We start from the raw sequence: 19,710 nt of genomic DNA on the forward strand, positions 1-19,710 counted from the left end.
CACGTGGAAGATCAAAAACAAAAATTAGAATTGGTAAAAAAACCAACCGTCAACGACCTTGCGCGCGTCGCCGGTGTCAGTCTGGCGACTGTTGACAGGGTCTTGAACAGACGCCCCGGCGTGCGGGCCGTTACCGTGCAGAAAGTACAAAAGGCAATTGATGAGCTGGGGTATGTGCGCGACACCGCTGCGGCCAACCTTGCGCGAAACCGAGTTTACAACTTCCTCTTTGTTCTGCCGGACACGGACAACGAGTTTGTGGAGGCAATCAGCAGTCAGATCGCAGAGCAATCCCGCGACCAATTTATCGAGCGGACTCGTATTGCGATAAAAAAGGTAGCTCCGTTTGAGCCGCAAGATATCGTTAATATTTTGAATGCTGTCGACAGTTCAGAAGTTGATGGGGTTGCCGTTTTTGGGCCCGAAACGCCTTCTGTCCGCGATGCTGTAAAACGGCTCAGGGACAAAGGCGTTCCGGTGGTTGCGTTGGTGTCTGACTTGCCCAGTTCTGAGCGAGATCATTTTGTGGGAATTGATAACGTTTCGGCAGGACGAACCGCCGCTCAGCTGATGGGTAGATTTGTCCATCGCGACGGCAAGGTCTTGGTTCTCACAGGATCCCGATTGGCGCGTGACCACCTAGAGCGTCGCCAAGGCTTTGACCTTGTTGTGGCTGAGGAATTTCCGCATCTCCAAGTCGTAGCGTCTGTCGAGGGCCGGGATGACCCGGATCTGATTTACAAGATGATGCCCGAAATCTTTGAAACCTATCCGGATCTGGTCGGGATATACTCGTCAGCAGCGGGCAACGCAGGCCTGATTCAATTTCTTTCAGAGAACAAACTCAGCAAAGATCTGGTGATTATAGCTCATGAGCTTACTCCACTCAGTCGTGAGGCGCTTAGGCTTGGCACATTTGACGCCTTAATCTCGCAAGACACCGGGCATATTGTTCGTTCTGCCGTCCGTCTATTGCGCGCAACTACGGACAAGGTTCCGTTCAACAAAGCGCAGGAACGCATCCGTATCGACATCTATCTGAAGGATAATTTACCGCCATAGAGGCTTAGGTTTTGGGAGGGAAATTTTATGAAGACGATCAAAGGTCCAGCTTTATTTCTTGCGCAATTTGCGGGGGACGAAGCGCCGTTCAATTCGTGGGACGCGATCACAAAATGGGCGGCTGACTGTGGGTACAAGGGTGTTCAGGTCCCCAGTTGGGACGGCCGGTTGTTCGACCTTGAACAGGCTGCGTCCAGCACCGGTTATTGCGATGACTTCAAAGGCAAAGCCACGGAAAACGGTGTCGAAGTCACGGAGCTTTCAACACACCTTCAGGGCCAGCTTGTGGCCGTTCACCCAGCCTATGACAGTGCGTTTGATGGCTTTGCCGCCGAAAGCGTTCGGGGGAACCCGAAAGCCCGACAAGAATGGGCCGTAGACCAGGTTAAAAAAGCGTTGTCAGCTTCTAAAAATTTGGGCATTTCAGCACATGCGACGTTTTCAGGCGCATTGGCATGGCCCTATGTTTACCCCTGGCCTCAGCGCCCTGCTGGCTTGATTGAAACGGCGTTTGATGAGCTTGCGCGCCGTTGGGTGCCCATCCTGAATCACGCCGATGAATGCGGAGTTGATGTCTGCTACGAAATCCACCCCGGAGAGGACCTCCACGATGGTGTGACATACGAGATGTTTCTGGAACGGACGGGCAATCACCCACGGGCTTGCATGCTGTACGACCCGTCGCATTACGTGCTGCAATGCCTCGACTATCTGGACAATATCGACATCTACAAAGATCGGATCCGGATGTTCCATGTCAAAGATGCCGAGTTTAATCCAACCGGACGACAGGGTGTTTATTCCGGGTATCAAAGCTGGGTTGATCGGGCCGGGCGTTTCCGGTCGCTTGGCGATGGTCAGGTGGATTTCGGTGCAGTTTTCTCAAAAATGGCCGCGAATGACTTTGATGGCTGGGCTGTGGTCGAATGGGAGTGCTGTCTCAAACACCCCGAGGATGGAGCGCGTGAAGGCGCTCAATTTGTGTCAGATCACATTATCCGTGTGACCGATAAAGCCTTTGATGATTTCGCTGACGGTGGCGCAGACGAAGCCGCCAATCGCAAAATGCTGGGGATTGAGTGATGGTCACAGGACGCAGTGAAGAAACCTCGGGTCGTATCCGGCTTGGCATGGTTGGTGGCGGAAACGACGCCTTCATAGGCGGCGTTCATCGCATAGCCGCGCGACTGGACGACAAGTTCGAGCTGGTTGCCGGTGCTTTGTCTTCAACGCCAGAGAAATCTCTTGAAAGTGGTCAGGCATTGGGGCTCGAACGGGTCTATGAAGACTTCAAACAAATGGCAATCAGGGAAGCCCGGCTGAAATCTGGGATCGAGGCGGTCTCGATTGTCACACCAAATCACGTCCACTATGCCGCCGCACGTGAGTTCCTGAAACGCGGTATACATGTCATTTGTGACAAGCCACTCACCTCGACACTTGCCGATGCAAAAAAGCTGGTCAAAGCAGCAGAAAGCGCGAATGCCTTATTCATTTTGACCCATAATTACACGGGCTATCCGATGGTTCGTCAGGCGCGTGAAATGGTTGCCAACGGCGATATTGGCAAGATCCGCGTGGTTCAGGTTGAATACCCGCAGGATTGGCTGACCGAGCAGCAGGATTTCAAACAGGCGGAATGGCGAACTGACCCCGAACGCTCGGGCGCGGGTGGATCAACCGGTGACATTGGAACCCACGCATACAACCTTGCGTGCTTTGTAACCGGGCTGACAGCGGAAAGCCTGGCGGCAGACTTGCAGGCCTTTGTGCCGGGGCGCAAAGTCGATGACAATGCGCACGTCTTGCTTCGCTTTGAAGGCGGAGCGCGTGGTATGCTGTGGTCTTCTCAGGTGGCTCCCGGCAATGAAAACGCGCTTCGTTTACGGGTCTACGGCGAACAAGGTGGGCTGGAGTGGTCTCAGGAAGATCCTAATTACCTGTGGTACACGCCATACGACGAACCCAAGCGTCTGATCACCCGAAATGGAGCTGGAGCTGGTGACGCTGCCAATCGGTTGAGTAGAGTCCCTCCGGGCCATCCAGAGGGGTATCTTGAAGGGTTCGCAAATATCTACGGAGAGGCTGCTGAGGCGATCCAAGCCTATCGAAATGGGATTTCACCAGACGCGTCAGTTGTTTATCCAACGGTCCATGACGGGCTCAATGGTGTAAAGTTTGTAGCCGCGTGCGTGCAAAGCTCTTCAAAGAATGCGGCTTGGGTCAACTTAACTTAAAATCTGGCTTTGGGCATAGGGCAAACATCCCGGCAGGCAGCGTGGGTATCTGCCAAAAAAAGTCGAAGCGAATGCAAAATATAGATGAACACTCCGTGACAACGAACCGCGAACGTCACTGAAGCAGTTTTATGTGTAGTGATCTCCGGTTGAGCGATGGCCGTTCAGTGGAAAAAGTACGAAAGGCTGCCTTGCGGGACTTAGCCGCCTTTGACCTTGACACAACGAATGGCCGCTTCGCCTTTCTCAAACGGATACTCCAGGTTCTTTCATCGGATGCTTTCTGCAAAAATGCCTTCGCTGACTACTTTGACGTCTGGCCACGTAGAACTGGAACAAAATGGACCGCAGAACCTTCACTAGTTTGTCTGCCGCATCGCTTCTCTGCGCTCCCCGACAGACTTCGGTCCAACAACCGAACCTATCAGCGCTTTTAGCGAATATCAGGCAACATGAAGCCCGTGCTTGCCGATGGGAAGTGTACGGATGCGTTCACCCGTGACCGTATAGATCGCATTGGTCAGCGCAGGGGTCACTGGTGGGACGCCAGGCTCGCCCAGGCCACCGGGGGCCTCGTCACTGGCGATGAAATGGACTTCTTGCTCGGGTGCGTTCGCCAGTTGCATCATCGGATAGTCGGGGAAATTCAACTGCTGGACCGTGCCACCTTCGAGGGTGATTTCACCCCAGAGCGCCGAGGTCAGGCCAAAAATTACCGACCCGGTGATCTGTGCCTCGCCTGCCGACGGATTGATCAACCGTCCACAATCGACGACGGACCAGACCTTGTGCACCCTCACTCCGCCGTCATCTGTCACGCCAGCCTGCACGGCCTGTGCCACGATGGATTCGAAGCTTTTTACCATGGCCACCCCCATCCCATGCCCGGCGGGCAGGTTTGCGCCCCAATTCGTCACCTGGCCCAGACGTTCCAGCACAGCGCGGATGCGCGGATCGCTGGTGTGCGCGAGACGGAAGGCCAGCGGGTCGGCGCCCGCCGCCTCGGCCAGCTCGTCCATGAAGGTTTCGTTGAAGAACCCCATCTGCGTGAAATCCACTGCGCGCCACGTACCCACCGGGATCGGGCTCGGGCAGATCACGCGTGCAATATCGCGGTTCGGTACGTCGTATTGGAAAGCAAAGGGCCGTTCGCTGTCAGGCATGCCGGATTGCGCATCGACATAGTGATGGCGCACGGCAGTAATCCGGCCCCCTTCAACCGCGCCTTCCATCCGGCTCAGGATGGCCGGGCGGTAGGTGTCGTTCGCCATATCGGTTTCGCGCGACCAGATAACCTTGACCGGCGTGTCCAGTTCCTGCGCGAGGCGGACTGCGACGGTGATGAAATCCATATCGCCTCGGCGGCCGAACCCGCCGCCCAGATAGACCGGGTGCATGGTGATGTTCGCAGGATCAAGCCCTAGCGTATCGGCCGCGGCGTTCCGAGCAAAGAGCATGTTCTGATGGCCCGCCCAGATCTCCGCGCGGTTGCCGTCCAAGGCTACGGTGCAATTCATCGGCTCCATCGTCGCATGTGCGAGGTAGGGCACGTCGAATGCCGCTTGAAGCGCAGTCCCGGACGCCATTGCCGCGGGCACGTCACCCTCTTCGTCCATCACTTCGAACTCGCCCCGGTCCAGGTCGGCATTGTGTTGAGCCCGCACGCTGTCCGAAGACACCTCTGTCTGGCCGCCCTCCCAGACGATCTGCAACTCCTGCAGAGCACGACTTGCGGTCCAGTAGCTGTCGGCGGTCACGGCGACGATTTCGCCCAGGTTGATCACACGTCCCAGGCCCATGCGCTGAGTCAGTCTGCTTTCGTCGACCGACGCAGCCCTGGCTCCGCGCACCGGTGGCAGGGCGATGGTTGCATAGACCATGCCCGGCACAGTCACGTCGATGCCGAACTCCGCGGTACCGTTCACCTTGCCTGGCAGGTCGACGCGCGGCTTCGACTGACCCACGATGCGGTATTCCGAGCTAGGCTTAAGCGCGGGCTTGAGGTTCGGCGTAAATTCCGCCGCGCGGGTCGCCAACTCGCCGAATGTGGCGCTGCGACCTGTGGCTTCGTGGGTGATCACGCTGTTGCGCGCAGTCAGGCTGTCAACCGGCACGTCCCATTCGGCCGCCGCTGCCTGTATCAACATCTCACGCGCCGCAGCCCCCGCCCGGCGCATCCCGTGATGTCCAGTCAGCCGGATCGCCGTGCTGCCGCCGGTCAGCTGTCCGACCAATCCACCCGCAATCTGCAGGAAGGCAAAATCGATCATTGAGTACATGAAGGCCGGAATGTTCGCGCCCTCGCCCACAATATAGCCACGCCCGAGATCGCTGTTAATGTAGTCGTCGGTCACCGGCGCCTGTGCGATAGTCACGGTGTCCCAATCGGCCTCCATCTCTTCGGCCAGCATCTGGGCGAGTCCGGTGCCCGCGCCCTGGCCCATCTCTGAGTGCGGGAAGAACACGGTAATCTGGTTGTCGGGCGCGATCTTGACCCAGGTATTCAGGGTCACCTCGTCGCCCGTCGCCGCTTCGGCCGACGACATTTTCAACCGGTTCGGCGAGAGGGTGATACCAAGAGCGAGGCCTCCCCCCACGACACCAGCGGTAGCGAGGAAGGATCGGCGGGTCCATTTGCCTAGGGCAGAGCGTTTCTTAATCTGTTCGTTCATATCTTAAGCCTCCCGACGCAAGACGGCTGCCGTGTGGACGGCGGCGCGGATGCGGTCATAGGTGCCGCAGCGGCAGATATTGGTGATGGCGTCATCGATATCCTCATCCGTCGGATCCGAAACTTCATCCAAGAGCGCCTCGACCGCCATGATCATGCCGGATTGGCAGTATCCGCATTGCGGCACTTGATGCTGCAGCCAGGCGCGTTGCACGGCACTCAGTGCTTTGGTCGGCGCGATACCCTCGATCGTGCGCACGACGGCACCATCTACCGCCGACACTGGCAGCACACAGGTCCGCGTCGCCTCGCCGTCCACATGCATGGTGCAGGCCCCACAGGCAGCAATACCACATCCGAACTTCGTGCCCGTCAGTCCGATTTGCTCGCGGACAACCCACAAAAGCGGCATGTCGGGATCGACATCAACTGTGACCTGCTCTCCGTTCAATTGGAATGAAGTTGACATGGATACCTCCGATCGTGTTGACCTTGTTTCTGACAGACGTAGATACGACGTTCGTAATGTCTAGCGATCGAACATAACTTTTTCAGAAGATGATGCCCGATTTTCCCATCAGGGTGTCACAAGGTTCATGGATGGAAGAAGAAATAGAAAGCCTTCACAAGGCCGTGACCGTGCTGATGAAGGCGCTGAAGATCGCGGAAAAGAATGTCCAGGTGGCGCATCGAGAGCTGAACTTCGTCGCCGCTGACATTGCCACGCTCCGATATCTCACGGATCATCCGGCCTGTATGCTGTCGGATCTGGCCAACCACCTGGGCGTGGTTCCAACGACCGCAAGCAGCGTTGTTGACCGCTTGGTCGAGCGCGGGTTCGTCTCGCGTGAACGCCCGGAAACCAATCGTCGCTCTATCGCGCTCAGAATGACAGCTGATGGTCAGCATGCTTTCGCTTTGATCGACGCCGAGGAAAAGCAAACGATGAAAATCATGCTTGACGCTCTGCCTGAAGAGGATCGCGCGCAATTCGTGAAATCGATGACGCATATCGCAGACAGGGTTTCTCGACGCGGCTAGGACTATCTTGGTATTGGGACCGCAGAAGATTTGACCTCCGTGGCATTTGAGAAATGGCCACCTCACTGATCTGCCGCTAGATGCCAAGAGATGTTTGGTGGCACAGGAACTATGCCAAGCGGGTTTCGTTTGGCTGATTGCGAGAAATAACCGCGCCGGTAGATGTCAAAGTCGGTTGTATCGGCGACACCCGGGAGAGCGTAGAATCGGCGCGCATAGTCCCACAGTCGTGGATAGTCGATCAGGCGTTGTCGCGTGCACCGGAACGCCACGTGATAGGCAACATCAAACCGCGCGAGGGTCGGGAACAGACGAAGGTCCGGCTCAGTAAGGTAATTTCCCATCAGCCATGGGCGATTTGTCAGGCGATGCTCTAACATGTCCAGCGTCTCAAAAACCGCTGCAACGGCTGTGTCATATGCGGCTTGAGTTTCAGCAAAGCCCGCGCGGTAAACGGCGTTGTTCAATCCCGAGTGAATTGTGCTGTTTAGCGCATCGATCTCTTCCAGCTGTGCTTCTGGTGCCAGATCGCGAGCATGTCTGGCAAAGGGTAGAAACGCTGTACACAGGGTCCGCAAGATATCCGCAGACTCGTTTGACACCAGTGTGTCGGACACGCTGTCATAAAGTAGCGGGACAGTCGCACGCCCTGTGTAGCCCGGATGTCCGTGGGCATAAACTTCGTGGAGGGCTGTCTTTTGAAACTGAGCATCCACGTATCCGCTTTTGGCACAAAATACCCATCCAGCTTCAGTCCGCCGAGGTGCCACAAATGAGACCGGCAGGACGTCTTCCAGCCCAAGCACCGCGCGTCCCAAAAGTGCGCGATGGGCCCAGGGACAATTCCAAGCCGCGTATAGGTGATACCGGCCCGGCTCGACCGGAAAGCGATCATCAATACCAATCTCGTTACGGAGAGTGCTTGGTGTGCGTGTCCAAGTGCCGTCTTTGGAAACATTCCCACCTGGGCCATCCTCCAATTGCCAGACGCCGTCAATCAGTGTTCCCATCATGATCTCCCTGAAGTCGCGACAGCTTGGGTGAACTGTGACGCTATATGATCGATGTCATCTGCCGCGCGCGAAAGTACATCATCATTCACCATGTGACGACTGGCATCGACAAACCTCACGTCCTCGATCCCGATAAAGCCCAGTACATGGTTCACATAGCCACTGGCAAAATCAATTTCTGACCCAGCGCCTGTTCCGCCTGAAACATAGACGACAACGGCGCGCTTACCTTCCAACAGGCCCTTTGGGCCGTCCGACGTATACGCGAATGTGCGACGTGCCCGGCAAACTTGGTCTATCCAAGCCTTAAATGCTGCGGGAACGCCGAAGTTGTAGATAGGTAACCCGATAGCGATTAGATCCGCATTCTCTAATTCTCCGACAAGTCTATCCGACAAAGAGAGTTCACTTCGGTGTGCATCGGTGCGATCTGCTTTGGCAGTTGTGTTGGCTGCAATCCAAGCTGCGCTCACATGAGGGATCGGGTTGCTCAGATCGCGCCGGGTCACTGTGTGACCCGGTCCAAGGTTTCGTATCAACCGGTCGAGCAAATCTCTGGATTTTGATTGCTCTGTTCGTGCTGAGCTGTCAACGCGAAGAATGTTCATGTCGGTATTCCAACGTTTCGCGTCAAAGCGTAGACCAACCGCCATCCACCGTAACTTCGGCGCCGCGCATAAAGCTGGAGTCGGATGAGGCGAGGAATGTAACAACGCTTGCGATCTCTTCTGGCTTCCCAAAGCGACCGGCAGGAACCTGGGCCACAATGCTTTCGGCCATGCCGTTGAGTTGTTCTTCGGGCATGCCGAGCTTGCCGTAGATCGGCGTCTCAATGGGACCTGGGGCAACGGTATTCACCCGAATGCCTTTCTCGCCAAGTTCGGCCTGAAGCGTTCGGGCCAGAGAGCGCAAAGCCGCTTTGGACGCCGAGTAAACCGCCATACCCGGCATTCCAAGCTGATCGAGATTCGATGTGTTGAAGATGACGGACGATCCCTTTCCCATAAGCGGTGCGAGTTTTTGAACGGCAAAGAGTGGGCCGGCAAAGTTGATGGCCATCTGGCTTTGCAGAGACTGAAGATCGATCGCGTCGTGAGGAGCAGGCTGTACGATGCCTGCATTGGCAAAAAGCACATCCAATTCTCCGAACTCTCTTTCAACGAAGGCTGCCAATACCGTCGCATCTTCAGCGCTTTCTGCACGGGCAACTATGCCCTTGGCACCGTTACCCAGCCGGGCGATCGCATCATCAACACGCCCTTGATCCTGGCCGGTCAGAATAACACGAGCGCCTTCTTCGATCATCCGCTGGGCGGATGCAAAGCCGATACCCGTGGTGCCACCAGTGATCACAGCGCGGGTTCCACTAAGTCTTGTCATGTCTGTCTCCATTCTAAGATTTATACTGGACGATCACTTGCATATTCTCTTGAACAGAATAATGATCAAAAAATGCAATACATATTTCTCAATAGGAGAATAAATGGCGCGATTGAGTGAAATCACGACCTTCGTTGACATCGCAGAAACGGGTTCGCTGAGCGCTGCATCTCGGCGGTCTGGTATTGCACTTTCTGCCGTGAGCCGACGGTTGAAGGATCTTGAGGCACGTCTTGGTGCGACCCTTGTTCAACGCACGACCCGAAGTCTGCACCTCACCGACGACGGAACTGCTTTCTATGAAAGGTGCCGCCGCATTCTGGACGATTTCGATGCGGCGGAAGCCATGATACAGGATCGGGCGGCGCATTTGTCGGGGCGCATACGCATGACAGCCCCTGCAAGTTTCGCGGTACATCATCTTTCAGACACGCTAACCGAGTTCCTTCGGTGCCACCCGTCGATCAACATCGATTTGGACTTGAGTGATAGACGCGTTGACTTACTGGAGGAGGGTTACGATCTTGCAATCCGGATAGGCGTTCTCGAAGACTCTGCTCTGATTGCGCGAAAACTGACCCGTATTCGGCACGTGCCATGTGCTAGTCCGGATCTGATAGAAGAACTTGGACAACCACAAACGCCTGAAGACCTCGCAGCATTTCCAGCTCTTACGTATCGAACGCGTGCAGGACGTGCGCGTTGGCGCTTCAAAAGACCCGACGGCAGTCGTGGAACCATCAATCCAGACGTCCGACTTTGGGCCAGTAACGGAGACATTCTCTGCAAACAGGCCGTCGCAGGGCTTGGTGTCGTCGTAGAGCCCACTTTCCTGTCCGCACGTGACTTGCTTGAGAAACGACTTGTCCCCCTTTTTGCAGACCACGTTTGGTCCGAAGACGCCGCTTTTGCCGTTTTCCCCAACGCTGAAGCACAACCCCAAAGAACTCGTGCGCTGATTGATCATATTTCAGAGGCGCTGACCATGGATCCGCCTTGGGATCGAAAGCTGCGCGAAGGACTTTCTGACTACACATGGGAAACGACGTGAGATCGGTGGTGTCGAGATCGCCTATTTGGCCAACGCACGAAGTCGGCCAATCACTGCGTCCGTAACACGTACGGGCTGACCGTGGCCTGGGCAGATCAGATCCCCTGCCGCCACAGGATCTGCGCAGCGCGCAATCGTCTATCGTCGAACGGCGCGATCTTTATTGAGAATTGGCTCGCGAACGCGCGGGATCGTCATGATTGCGTTACCGACATTCGCTCCAAGAGCGTAGTCTGGTGTCTCTTTAACGCACGTTTAGACGCAAGAAATAAAACCGCAAACTCAATGGCCGAAAACCGTTCCGGGTGCATACAATCATCGCAAAACGCAGATGTGACTGACAAGAGTGTTTCACTGTCTATCCCACTAGTCCAATTAACTTGCCTGGATCAGGTTGGCTTTTAGCCTTTGGAAAGTTGGGTCACTGTTCTGGCGTTCGCCATAGACCAGATAGTATCCATAATCCGGGCGACTAACCGGAGGGCCAACACACATCAGTTTGCCTGTCTCAATCAAATCGTCCTCGATACCAATCGTTCCTATGCTAATACCCTCTCCAGCGCAGACCATGTCTAGCATGGTCGGATAGCTTTGCACCTCGCGCAGAGCCTGCCGGCCCGGATAATCCCCGCCGGTCAGCGACAAAAACCGCTCCCAATCCATCCAGCCAACACCATTGGGATCGCCATGGTCCAACATGAGTTCCGGGTCGATTGAATTTATCGGATTACTGGGGTCGAGGCGGGGATGTTCCTTCAGAAACGATGGCGCTGCAATGATCCGACATTGCTCATCAAACAAGTGATCGGCGCAATTTTCCCCAAAACTACCATTTCCAAATCTTATGGAGAAATCGACACCAGGTTCATCGAACATTCGGTAGTCGTCAGAGGTAACTAGGTTGATGTTCTTTCCAGAGGCCGTGCGCATCCCGCTGATGCGAGGCATGACCCAAAGATGGGCAACGCCGAAGGTTGCACCAACAACGAATTCATCCTGATTGGCTGGTAAGATCGCACTCACTCCCAACTCCAACCTGTCAAATGCCGCCGTAGCAAGATCTGATAATCGTTGGCCTTCTTGAGTCAATTCCACCTTGCTGCCATGGCGTAGAAACAACGGGGTTCCAATCCAGTTTTCGATATTGGTGATATGCCGCGTAACAGCAGGTTGCGCGACTGACAGTTCTTGCGCGGCGGCTGTGAAATTACAATGCCGTGCGGCGGCTTCAAAGGCCAGGAGCGCGTTGAGAGGGGGAAGCTTACGGCGCATGATCGCGCTCCCATCATATCAAAATGTTATTCTACGATGCCGATTTTTGGGATCGCGGTAAAGACTTTGCTAGTGCAGCCTAACCGAAGCAACCGGAGGGCAGCTATGGACAAGGTCAGTTTCACCCAGATGAAGGATGTCACAAAGGAGGAGTATGAACTCCTGAATGAACGTGCAGTCGATGATGCCAAGCAAACAGCCGACCGTTTGCTGGAGGCACTGGTCAATCTGGACAGTGAAATGGCGGGTTATCAGATCACGCGCATGGGGCATTCGGTGCAGTCCGCCACCCGCGCCTGGCGTGACGGGGCGGATATTGATTGGGTCGTCGCCGCACTGCTGCACGACATCGGGGATATTTTTGCACCCTACAATCATGATGAATATGCCGCCTCGATCCTGCGGCCTTTTGTACGCGAACAATGCGCCTGGGTCGTACAGACACATGGCGACTTCCAGATGCTTTACTATGGCCATCATCTGGATGGCTACGATCAGCACAAACGCGAACGCCATCGCGGACACCCCTTTTTCGACGACAACGCCGAGTTTTGCGAACGCTGGGATCAGGCAAGTTTCGATCCTGACTATGACGATCTGCCGCTGGAATTCTTTGCCCCTATGGTGCGCGAGGTCTTCAGCCGCGAGGCCTATGCCCCGGATGTGATCCAAAGCGGCAAGCGCATCCCATTGGTTCAGCCTGAAATTGCCAAGCAACGCGCGGCGTGACCGCCAGCCCGGAGAACAAGACCATGACCCAAGAAAACCTGCGTGCGCTCGCCGCCGACTACTATGCAAGCCCGGAAATCTACGCCGAAGAACGCGAAAAACTGTTCTACAAGGCCTGGCAATACGCCTGCCATGTCAGCGAACTGGCCGAACCCGGCGACTATGTAGCCACCAGCATTCTGGGCCAGAATGTATTTGTGGTGCGGGATCAGGACGAAGAAATTCGCGCTTACTACAACATCTGCCCGCATCGCGGTCACAAGCTGGTCGAGGGCACTGGCCAGACCCGCGCCATCGTTTGCCCTTACCATCATTGGAGCTTTTCTCTGGATGGATCCCTGCGCCATATGCGCAAGCGCGACACCAGCCATATCCCTGAACAGAAAGAAGTTTGCCTGAAAACAGTTCGGGTGGACCGCCTGCTAGATTTCATCTTTGTCAATCTGGATCCGAATGCGGAACCGATTGCAGAATACTGGCCGGGGATCGAGGCGCAGGTGCGCGAGAAATGCCCAAAGGTGGACAGCTATGTTCTGGGTAAAACGGCGGCCGCTATTCACGAGGTCGATGTTGCTGCCAATTGGAAGATCCAGATCGACAACTATCTGGAATGCCAACACTGCCGTCATGGACATCTGTCCTTCACCGACATGTTGGACATCAACAACCAGACCTATGAGCTGAGCAAGAACGCCGCCTACAACTTCATTCCCGGCAATGGCAAGGCCGACAATATGGCCTATCCCCTGGATCTGGAGCATGACGAAACCGATCTGCACTTCTGGTTCCTGTTCCCCAATGTGGGCATTTCCCAGTTTGCCGGTGTGCCTAATATCACCCTATTCCAATGGAACCCTATCGGCGCAGATCGGGGCCTGCGCTGGAGCATCAACCTTGAGCCTGCCGAAGACACCGATCCAAGGATGCGGGAGCGTCAGGAAAAACGGGCAATCTGGGGACGCGATGTGCTTCAGCCTGAAGATATTTCGTTTCTGCTGTCCGTTCAGGAAGGCATGTCGCAACGCTCGTTCGATCAGGGATGGTACATCGTGGATTGGGAAAACATTGAGTTTTCCGAGGCAATGATGCGCCATTTTCATGCGACCTATCTGGCTCATATGGGCCGCGGAGAAATGCCCCTAGATGTCACTACGCGCTTGGTCGAGGAACCGGCGGAATGAGCGGCACCAGACCGCTCACGGGCGTCCGGGTGTTGGATTTCGGCCAGTATCTGGCCGGTCCGCTGGTCGGCATGATGCTCGCAGATATGGGGGCCGAGGTCATTAGGATCGACCCGCCCGCCGGTCCGAGATGGGATGATCCTGCCTTTGCCATGCTGTCTCGCGGCAAGCACGTGATCCGGCTGGATTTGAAAAACGCAGAGGGGCAGCAAAAGGCTATCGAACTGGCCAAACGCGCCGATGTTGTGATCGAGAATTTCCGTCCGGGTGTCATGGACCGGCTTAACGTCGGCCCAACAGTTCTGAGGGCTGAGAATCCCGCTCTGATTTACCTGTCCATGCCCGGCTTTGCCTCAACCGACCCTGAGCTGGCAGGTCTGGCCGCCTGGGAGGCGATCATTGCCGCACGCACCGGCCAATTCACAGATATGGGGCTGAACCGTCGATTGATGGGGATCAAGGCGTCGTTTTCCCCCCTGCATCTGGCGTCGGCCTATGCGGCCAGTTACGGGGCAATGGCGGTCCTGTTTGCGCTCTATTCGAAAGAAAAAACCGGCGGTGATCATATCGAGGTTCCACTGGCGTCGTCGCTGTTTGAGGGGCTGGCCTACAATCATGAACAGATCGAAGACTATCCCGACCGCTACAAATCCCCACGCGAATTGGAACTGGACCGCCGAGCGCGAATGGGAGAGCCCTGCAATCTGAGTTTCGCTGATCTGTCGGAATTTCTAGACCCGTTTTACCGCACCTATACCTGCCAGGATGGTAGAGGGTTTTATGTGGTGGCTGGCAGCATTGCGGCTCATCCGGCACGTGTATTGAAAACGTTGGGGTTGGATTACCTACTGGAAGATCTTCCTGTTTTTGACCCTTATTTGGATACCAAGGACTGGCCTGATGAATGGACGCTTAGTAATTATCCGGTCGGAGCGCGAGATCGCGCACGCATTGCCAAGGCAATGAAGGCCGCGTTCATGACCAAACCCGCCCATGAATGGGATGAACTCTTCGGCGTGGCAAAGGCTCCGGCCACTGCGCAGCGCAGTACCGCTGAATGGCTGCACGATCCGCATGCATTAGCATCTGGTTTGATCTTGTCCGTTAATGACCCAATCTATGGATTGATGCAGCAAATTGGCAATGTCGCTTGGTTGGCTTCAGATACGGATGCAACGGTCAAACACGCCCCGTGCAATGGCAGCGCTTTGATCGGTACGATCCTGGCCGAAGCGCCACGCGATGCGTTAACAAAGAACGAAAGTGCTGGTTGGCTTGATGGTCTGAAAGTGGTCGATCTGACCAATGTGATTGCGGGTCCGACGATTGGGTCAACACTTGCGCGTTTCGGGGCCACGATCACCCATGTTCAACCGGTCAGGCCTTCGGTCGATCCGTGGAATGCGGTTGTCTTTGGACTTCAGGCAAATCGGGGAAAAGAGAGCATTCTGCTGGATCTGAAGTCCAAAGCCGGGCGCGAGGTGCTCAACCGCCTGATTGCGGAGGCCGACGTTGTCACACTAAATGCAACGGACGAACAGCGCGACGCGTTGGGACTGTCGGCAAGCGATCTGGCTCTGATCAACCCGCAGGCAATTTTGGTGCAGCTTGATGCCTTTGGTGGACCAATGCGAGGGCCTAAATCAGATCATCTTGGCTATGATGACCTGGCGCAAGCTGCAACGGGCATCATGACCCGGTTTGGCGGCGGCAAAGCGACCCCTGAAGAGCATGCTCATGCCGGGACCATCGATGTTCTAGCAGGCCTAACGGCCTGTGTCGCCTTGGGCGGGGCATTGTTGCAAAAGCAAAGCACCGGCAAGGTCGATATTGCCCGATCATCGCTTTCGGCCGGAGGGAACATGATTCAGACGCAGTTCATGTATGATTATGCCGGTCGCTCCGCGTTTGATGAACCCTCAGGTCGCGAAGCATTGGGGTCTGACGCGTTCTACCGCTGCTATGAAGCATCGGATGGCTGGTTTTTCTTCGCAGCACCGACCGAGACGCGCGATAGGCTATCCGCAACCGAGGAGTTGGCTGGGCTGTCCCAACACCCCGATCTGGTCATCCAGCTGGCAAAGCGATTCAAGGCCAAACCCATCATCTATTGGTCAAAGCGGCTGAACGCAGGTTCAAGCGCTGTGGTTCCCTTGGCCTCTATGATGGAGACGCGTGATATCGCCCTGGAAACCGATAGCAACGGTCCCGTCGATATCAAAAAGGCCACCTATAGAGCCGTGCGCCACGACACACATCCCATGGGGCTTTGGTGTGATCTGGCTGCGCCCAATGCCATCCGTCCAGTTAATGCGCTGATCACGGTTCCCGGCCCTGCACCAAAGTATGGCAGCAACACGCGCGCCGTATTGATGAAGCTTGGATTATTTGAACAACAGATCGACGGCATGCTCCTGGACGGTACCGCCGCAGACAGGTGGTCGGAGAGGTATCTGCCAAAATAACCGGAGTTAGAAATCCGCTGGATAACGGGCGCATGGATCAGCTCCAGTTTACATGTCAGCAATGTTCGAATTCATCCGTTCACGCCCATCGCTGAGTTGGCGAAGCCGAGCTCGAAACCTCGATCCGGTTCTGCGTATCTTGTGTCGGAAAGGCCCCGGCCATTCACTGACATTACCTGCTGGTGTTACCGGGAAAATGTATGCAACGGAACGTATCACGGGTTTGATACAAGTATTGTCTTCTAGTCAGGATCGAAAACAAGGCTCTTACGTCCACGCGCCGCGTGCTCGAGAAATAGCGCTTAGCGTGCTGTGCCTCACGTTCCAGCCACGAAACCGTCAAACCGATCAAATCTACTTCGCCTAAGTGTCATTGGAGCGTCAGTTACGTGGCGTTACGTTCCTGTTTCTACATGCCCGCTTAGGCATTGAAAATGGAGGCACCAATGAAGGCAAAACTGATTGCAACACTGGCTACCGCATTAACTTTTGCGCTGGCTTCACTGCCGGTTCAAGCCGGCAACCAACTCGCTGTTGCGATAGGTGGTTTTGATACGGTTTCGTATCACAATGACGGCCCGGTCGCCGGTGAGGCGCGAATAAATCATTTCTGGAACGGCGCAATTTGGTACTTCGCTACGGAGGAGAACCGGGATGCGTTTGCGTCCGACCCAGAGCGCTATGCGCCCGCCTATGATGGCTACTGCTCCTGGGCGGCCAGCCAAGGCTACAAGGCGCCGGGGGATCCGAACGTTTGGCAGATCGTGGATGGTACGCTGTTCGTTCAGGTTCATCCCAGAGCACAGGAACTGTGGCAGGCAGACATCCCAACTCACATCGCCGCCGGAGATGAAAACTGGCCTCGCATTCATCCGTTTTGATGCGGAGGCGGGCGGCACCTTTATGCTGCCCGCCAGCTGAATGTCCTTGGATTTGGGGTTAGCGAAATCTGCAGCTAGAACATGGCTTATATGTCCAAGCCGAATTCAAAGCAGTCCATGCTCAAATTGATGCGTCAAAATTGAGCCTAACGCCGTGCAAGAGATTTTTCGCGGAGAGCGGTACCAACACGCGAATGTGAAGGGGCGTTTGCCAGGCCGTTCGCAACAAACCCGCGACTTGAACTAGGTATACCCCAGATCCTATAGTACAGGGCCAACGAACCATGGAATTCGTCTTTGCATATCTTGCCGGGCTTCTGACGTTGATCAATCCATGCGTCTTGCCGGTTCTTCCCATCGTCCTTGTGGGCGCATTGAATGCAAACAAGGTGGGACCAATCGCGCTTGCGGCTGGAATGAGCATTTCATTCGTAGTTTTTGGTGTATTCGTCACAGCGTTTGGCGCCAGTATTGGCCTGACACACGATCTTCTGGCTCAAATTGGCGCCGTTCTGATGATTGTATTCGGGCTGATCTTGCTGGTGCCGGTGTTTTCAAGACGGTTTGAAGTGGCAACGGCGGGTATCGCCGCTGGTGCAGATGCACGCTTCAATGATCTTAAGGTGGGTACGTTGCGCGGCCAATTCCTTGGTGGTTTGCTGCTTGGGACTGTCTGGTCACCATGCATTGGACCCACCCTTGGCGGTGCAATCGCGCTCGCGTCACAAGGCGAAGATCTCGGCTACGTCACACTGATCATGTGCGCGTTTGCACTGGGGGTCTCAACCCTGATCATCGGCCTGGGTTTGGGTGCGCACGACGCAATTCAGAAGCGCGCCCAGACTCTGCGCGGTCTGGCCATGCGCTCCAAGCCCATCATCGGTGCAACCTTTTTTGTAGTTGGAACCTTGCTGCTCTTTCAAGTCCATCATGCCATCGAGGGCTGGTTGCTGGAAATCATGCCTGTCTGGCTGCAAGATCTCTCAGTCTCGCTTTAGCAAAGGAACATTAGGATGAAACGACGTTCGCTTATCTTACTTGGCATTGCAACTGCGCTTGCTCCGATGCGAGCCCTGGCCAACGTATTCGTCGAGTACACTCCAGGTGTTATCGAGAATGCTCTCGCGGATGGAAAGACTGTATTCGTTGACTACTCCGCGACGTGGTGCAGCACATGCAGGCGCCAAGAACGTGTGATCAATGTCATCCGCGCAGAAAACCCGGCCTATGACGCAGCGATGACCTTCGTCAAAGTGGATTGGGATACCTACAGAAACCACGAAGTGACTGTTTCGCGCAGTATTCCAAGACGCTCGACACTGATCGTTCTGCGGGGCGATCAAGAACTCGGCCGGATTATTGCCGGTACTTCCGAGGCGCAGATCAAAGACCTGATGAATAAAGGGCTGTGAACTTTCGAACACTTGGTGCAGCTTTGAAAGCAGGTGGCGGACCAAAACGGACTCTCGGCGTCGGATCCGATGCTGCTTGCACAGCACGTAGTTCTTGTCACTTGCTGCAGATTCAAATTCAAAAGCTATGCGAACTCACAGTCTGCGAGATGAAGCTGCAGTTGCTCTGGCGCTGTTCAACATCCGCTTGCGATATGAACGTCATGACGTTATCTCCTTGGAACGCTCTGCGTAGATGTAGGGCGATGGAGATTTTATGTCTACGATTGCGGCCCGCCGCTAAGGTCCTACAAACAGGACCAACTTGAACCAAAAGACTTCCGAGCGCGATGCCGGGAGCCTTTTCGGCTGACATAAACTCACGAGACAATCCTTTGAATATCTCAAAGCACGAACAGCGTGTTTTGCATGTTCTGGCGCAGGGTGGCGCAATCCATTTCGAGCGTATGCAGAACTGCAAAGTGTACGAATTCTCCTGCTTCACGCGCGACGGCCACGTGCTGGCCGGATGCTCGCTGGAGCTTTTCGACTGCCTGAAGAAACGGTGGTTTATCAAATCCGTAAACGGACGAGCCTACGCCGCCACGAGGCTCGGCATTCGCTCCGTTAACCCTCAATACGACAAACGACAAGGACATCCAGAGAATGACAAATCCAAACATTAAACCCACATCAGCCAACGACATTGCAGGGCTTCAAGCCGTTCTGGATGGGACTGAACTTTTCCCAAGCGAGATGCTTCCAGATATGCTAGCTCCATCTTTGGCAGGCGAAACGGAGGCGCTTTGGCTGACGTGCCACATCAATGGTGAAGCTGTGGGCTTTTGCTACACCGTTCCCGAAGATTTTTCCGATGGGACTTGGAACATGCTCGCTCTCGGGGTACGTCCAGACTTACAAGGCAAGCAGCTTGGGGCCGCACTAGTCTCTGCCGCAGAGCTGCACCTTAAAGACAAAGGGCAACGTATCTTGATCGTGGATACATCTGGGACGGATGACTTCGCCCTCACCCGCAAATTCTACGCCCAAAACGGCTACGAAGAAGAAGCCCGCATCCGCGACATTTGGGCTGAAGGAGACGACAAGGTAACATTCCGCAAGGCTCTTTGAGCATCACGCCCTTCGTCATCCTTCTGGCGGGGGCACTTAACAGCCGACCATCGTTGCATTGCGCGAGCTTGCAGGGTTGGGCTCTTTGTGGACATCGGAGGCAGTGCAGCATCCGAAGTTACAGACTGGATATGCAAGCCAAGGGTCGGCCCATAGCCGACTTTGAGCACCTCGTTGGGTTTCTGCAGCCGCAGACCGCATTCCG

The 19,710-nt window shown here is 55.3% G+C and carries 19 protein-coding genes; 13 read left to right on the top strand and 6 right to left on the bottom strand.

Translation table 11 applies throughout. The features are described from left to right. The first annotated feature begins 3 nt into the window (after positions 1-3). The 3 genes from ACR0EV_RS05965 to ACR0EV_RS05975 are packed head-to-tail and all read left to right on the top strand — an operon-like array spanning position 4 to position 3,299. The gene (locus ACR0EV_RS05965; protein ID WP_480799240.1) at positions 4-1,062 is read left to right on the top strand and encodes a LacI family DNA-binding transcriptional regulator; all 1,059 of its coding nucleotides are present in this window, start codon (positions 4-6) and stop codon (positions 1,060-1,062) included. 27 nt (positions 1,063-1,089) lie between these two features. Then, entirely contained in the window at positions 1,090-2,145 is a 1,056-nt protein-coding gene (locus ACR0EV_RS05970; protein WP_480799241.1) for a sugar phosphate isomerase/epimerase family protein, read from the top strand. Continuing rightward, positions 2,145-3,299, top strand: coding sequence for a Gfo/Idh/MocA family protein (locus ACR0EV_RS05975; RefSeq protein WP_480799242.1), 1,155 nt, complete (start codon positions 2,145-2,147; stop codon positions 3,297-3,299). The genes ACR0EV_RS05970 and ACR0EV_RS05975 overlap by 1 nt, the downstream gene beginning before the upstream one ends. 443 nt (positions 3,300-3,742) lie before the next feature. Here the strand turns inward: ACR0EV_RS05975 and ACR0EV_RS05980 are convergent, their stop codons facing one another. Next, positions 3,743-5,971: a xanthine dehydrogenase family protein molybdopterin-binding subunit gene (locus ACR0EV_RS05980; protein ID WP_480799243.1), complete on the bottom strand. Its 2,229-nt coding sequence runs from the start codon at positions 5,969-5,971 to the stop codon at positions 3,743-3,745. A 3-nt stretch (positions 5,972-5,974) separates the two neighbouring features. Next, complete coding sequence (locus tag ACR0EV_RS05985; protein ID WP_480799244.1) at positions 5,975-6,439, bottom strand: (2Fe-2S)-binding protein; 465 nt, start codon at positions 6,437-6,439, stop codon at positions 5,975-5,977. Positions 6,440-6,570: 131 nt separating this feature from the next. Between ACR0EV_RS05985 and ACR0EV_RS05990 the strand changes: the two genes are divergently transcribed. Further along, complete coding sequence (locus ACR0EV_RS05990; protein ID WP_480799245.1) at positions 6,571-7,011, top strand: MarR family winged helix-turn-helix transcriptional regulator; 441 nt, start codon at positions 6,571-6,573, stop codon at positions 7,009-7,011. A 62-nt stretch (positions 7,012-7,073) separates the two neighbouring features. Here the strand turns inward: ACR0EV_RS05990 and ACR0EV_RS05995 are convergent, their stop codons facing one another. From ACR0EV_RS05995 to ACR0EV_RS06005, 3 genes are read right to left on the bottom strand one after another with little or no spacing between them, the layout of a single operon-like run. After that, a complete protein-coding gene (locus tag ACR0EV_RS05995; RefSeq protein WP_480799246.1) occupies positions 7,074-8,021 on the bottom strand; it encodes a glutathione S-transferase family protein in 948 nt (315 codons plus the stop codon). Further along, complete coding sequence (locus tag ACR0EV_RS06000) at positions 8,021-8,632, bottom strand: FMN-dependent NADH-azoreductase (protein ID WP_480799247.1); 612 nt, start codon at positions 8,630-8,632, stop codon at positions 8,021-8,023. The genes ACR0EV_RS05995 and ACR0EV_RS06000 overlap by 1 nt, the downstream gene beginning before the upstream one ends. A gap of 22 nt (positions 8,633-8,654) precedes the next feature. Then, positions 8,655-9,404 carry an SDR family oxidoreductase gene (locus tag ACR0EV_RS06005; protein WP_480799248.1) on the bottom strand — a complete coding sequence of 250 codons (750 nt, stop codon included), beginning with the start codon at positions 9,402-9,404 and terminating at the stop codon, positions 8,655-8,657. 103 nt (positions 9,405-9,507) lie between these two features. Between ACR0EV_RS06005 and ACR0EV_RS06010 the strand changes: the two genes are divergently transcribed. After that, positions 9,508-10,455: a LysR family transcriptional regulator gene (locus ACR0EV_RS06010; RefSeq protein ID WP_480799249.1), complete on the top strand. Its 948-nt coding sequence runs from the start codon at positions 9,508-9,510 to the stop codon at positions 10,453-10,455. A 375-nt stretch (positions 10,456-10,830) separates the two neighbouring features. Here the strand turns inward: ACR0EV_RS06010 and ACR0EV_RS06015 are convergent, their stop codons facing one another. Then, the gene (locus tag ACR0EV_RS06015) at positions 10,831-11,727 is read right to left on the bottom strand and encodes a LysR family transcriptional regulator (RefSeq protein WP_480799250.1); all 897 of its coding nucleotides are present in this window, start codon (positions 11,725-11,727) and stop codon (positions 10,831-10,833) included. Between the two features lie 105 nt (positions 11,728-11,832). Here ACR0EV_RS06015 and ACR0EV_RS06020 point away from each other — a divergent pair, with 105 nt between their 5' ends. The 8 genes from ACR0EV_RS06020 to ACR0EV_RS06055 all read left to right on the top strand — a co-directional run bounded on the left by ACR0EV_RS06020 (position 11,833) and on the right by ACR0EV_RS06055 (position 19,505). Beyond that, positions 11,833-12,456, top strand: coding sequence for an HD domain-containing protein (locus ACR0EV_RS06020; protein WP_480799251.1), 624 nt, complete (start codon positions 11,833-11,835; stop codon positions 12,454-12,456). 23 nt (positions 12,457-12,479) lie between these two features. Beyond that, positions 12,480-13,637 carry an aromatic ring-hydroxylating oxygenase subunit alpha gene (locus ACR0EV_RS06025; RefSeq protein WP_480799252.1) on the top strand — a complete coding sequence of 386 codons (1,158 nt, stop codon included), beginning with the start codon at positions 12,480-12,482 and terminating at the stop codon, positions 13,635-13,637. After that, positions 13,634-16,102, top strand: coding sequence for a CoA transferase (locus tag ACR0EV_RS06030; RefSeq protein WP_480799253.1), 2,469 nt, complete (start codon positions 13,634-13,636; stop codon positions 16,100-16,102). The genes ACR0EV_RS06025 and ACR0EV_RS06030 overlap by 4 nt, the downstream gene beginning before the upstream one ends. A 446-nt stretch (positions 16,103-16,548) precedes the next feature. Continuing rightward, the gene (locus tag ACR0EV_RS06035; RefSeq protein ID WP_480799254.1) at positions 16,549-16,983 is read left to right on the top strand and encodes a YHS domain-containing (seleno)protein; all 435 of its coding nucleotides are present in this window, start codon (positions 16,549-16,551) and stop codon (positions 16,981-16,983) included. Positions 16,984-17,267: 284 nt separating this feature from the next. Further along, complete coding sequence (locus ACR0EV_RS06040; protein WP_480799255.1) at positions 17,268-17,981, top strand: cytochrome c biogenesis CcdA family protein; 714 nt, start codon at positions 17,268-17,270, stop codon at positions 17,979-17,981. A gap of 15 nt (positions 17,982-17,996) precedes the next feature. After that, positions 17,997-18,395 carry a thioredoxin family protein gene (locus tag ACR0EV_RS06045; RefSeq protein ID WP_480799256.1) on the top strand — a complete coding sequence of 133 codons (399 nt, stop codon included), beginning with the start codon at positions 17,997-17,999 and terminating at the stop codon, positions 18,393-18,395. A gap of 329 nt (positions 18,396-18,724) precedes the next feature. Continuing rightward, the gene (locus tag ACR0EV_RS06050; RefSeq protein ID WP_480799257.1) at positions 18,725-19,060 is read left to right on the top strand and encodes a YjhX family toxin; all 336 of its coding nucleotides are present in this window, start codon (positions 18,725-18,727) and stop codon (positions 19,058-19,060) included. Then, on the top strand, positions 19,041-19,505 hold the full coding sequence (locus tag ACR0EV_RS06055; RefSeq protein WP_480799258.1) for a GNAT family N-acetyltransferase: 465 nt from the start codon (positions 19,041-19,043) through the stop codon (positions 19,503-19,505). Before ACR0EV_RS06050 ends, ACR0EV_RS06055 begins: the two co-directional genes overlap by 20 nt. Positions 19,506-19,710: the final 205 nt, after the last annotated feature.

This window comes from Ruegeria sp. CF8, assembly GCF_056537285.1.

Bases quoted from the DNA above. Each gene is read 5' to 3' on its own strand.
- ACR0EV_RS05970 (WP_480799241.1), top strand. From the start codon at position 1,090: ATGAAGACGATCAAAGGTCCAGCTTTATTTCTTGCGCAATTTGCGGGG.
- ACR0EV_RS05975 (WP_480799242.1), top strand. From the start codon at position 2,145: ATGGTCACAGGACGCAGTGAAGAAACCTCGGGTCGTATCCGGCTTGGC.
- ACR0EV_RS05980 (WP_480799243.1), bottom strand. From the start codon at position 5,971: ATGAACGAACAGATTAAGAAACGCTCTGCCCTAGGCAAATGGACCCGC.
- ACR0EV_RS05985 (WP_480799244.1), bottom strand. From the start codon at position 6,439: ATGTCAACTTCATTCCAATTGAACGGAGAGCAGGTCACAGTTGATGTC.
- ACR0EV_RS05990 (WP_480799245.1), top strand. From the start codon at position 6,571: ATGGAAGAAGAAATAGAAAGCCTTCACAAGGCCGTGACCGTGCTGATG.
- ACR0EV_RS05995 (WP_480799246.1), bottom strand. From the start codon at position 8,021: ATGGGAACACTGATTGACGGCGTCTGGCAATTGGAGGATGGCCCAGGT.
- ACR0EV_RS06000 (WP_480799247.1), bottom strand. From the start codon at position 8,632: ATGAACATTCTTCGCGTTGACAGCTCAGCACGAACAGAGCAATCAAAA.
- ACR0EV_RS06005 (WP_480799248.1), bottom strand. From the start codon at position 9,404: ATGACAAGACTTAGTGGAACCCGCGCTGTGATCACTGGTGGCACCACG.
- ACR0EV_RS06010 (WP_480799249.1), top strand. From the start codon at position 9,508: ATGGCGCGATTGAGTGAAATCACGACCTTCGTTGACATCGCAGAAACG.
- ACR0EV_RS06015 (WP_480799250.1), bottom strand. From the start codon at position 11,727: ATGCGCCGTAAGCTTCCCCCTCTCAACGCGCTCCTGGCCTTTGAAGCC.
- ACR0EV_RS06020 (WP_480799251.1), top strand. From the start codon at position 11,833: ATGGACAAGGTCAGTTTCACCCAGATGAAGGATGTCACAAAGGAGGAG.
- ACR0EV_RS06025 (WP_480799252.1), top strand. From the start codon at position 12,480: ATGACCCAAGAAAACCTGCGTGCGCTCGCCGCCGACTACTATGCAAGC.
- ACR0EV_RS06030 (WP_480799253.1), top strand. From the start codon at position 13,634: ATGAGCGGCACCAGACCGCTCACGGGCGTCCGGGTGTTGGATTTCGGC.
- ACR0EV_RS06035 (WP_480799254.1), top strand. From the start codon at position 16,549: ATGAAGGCAAAACTGATTGCAACACTGGCTACCGCATTAACTTTTGCG.
- ACR0EV_RS06040 (WP_480799255.1), top strand. From the start codon at position 17,268: ATGGAATTCGTCTTTGCATATCTTGCCGGGCTTCTGACGTTGATCAAT.
- ACR0EV_RS06045 (WP_480799256.1), top strand. From the start codon at position 17,997: ATGAAACGACGTTCGCTTATCTTACTTGGCATTGCAACTGCGCTTGCT.
- ACR0EV_RS06050 (WP_480799257.1), top strand. From the start codon at position 18,725: ATGCCGGGAGCCTTTTCGGCTGACATAAACTCACGAGACAATCCTTTG.
- ACR0EV_RS06055 (WP_480799258.1), top strand. From the start codon at position 19,041: ATGACAAATCCAAACATTAAACCCACATCAGCCAACGACATTGCAGGG.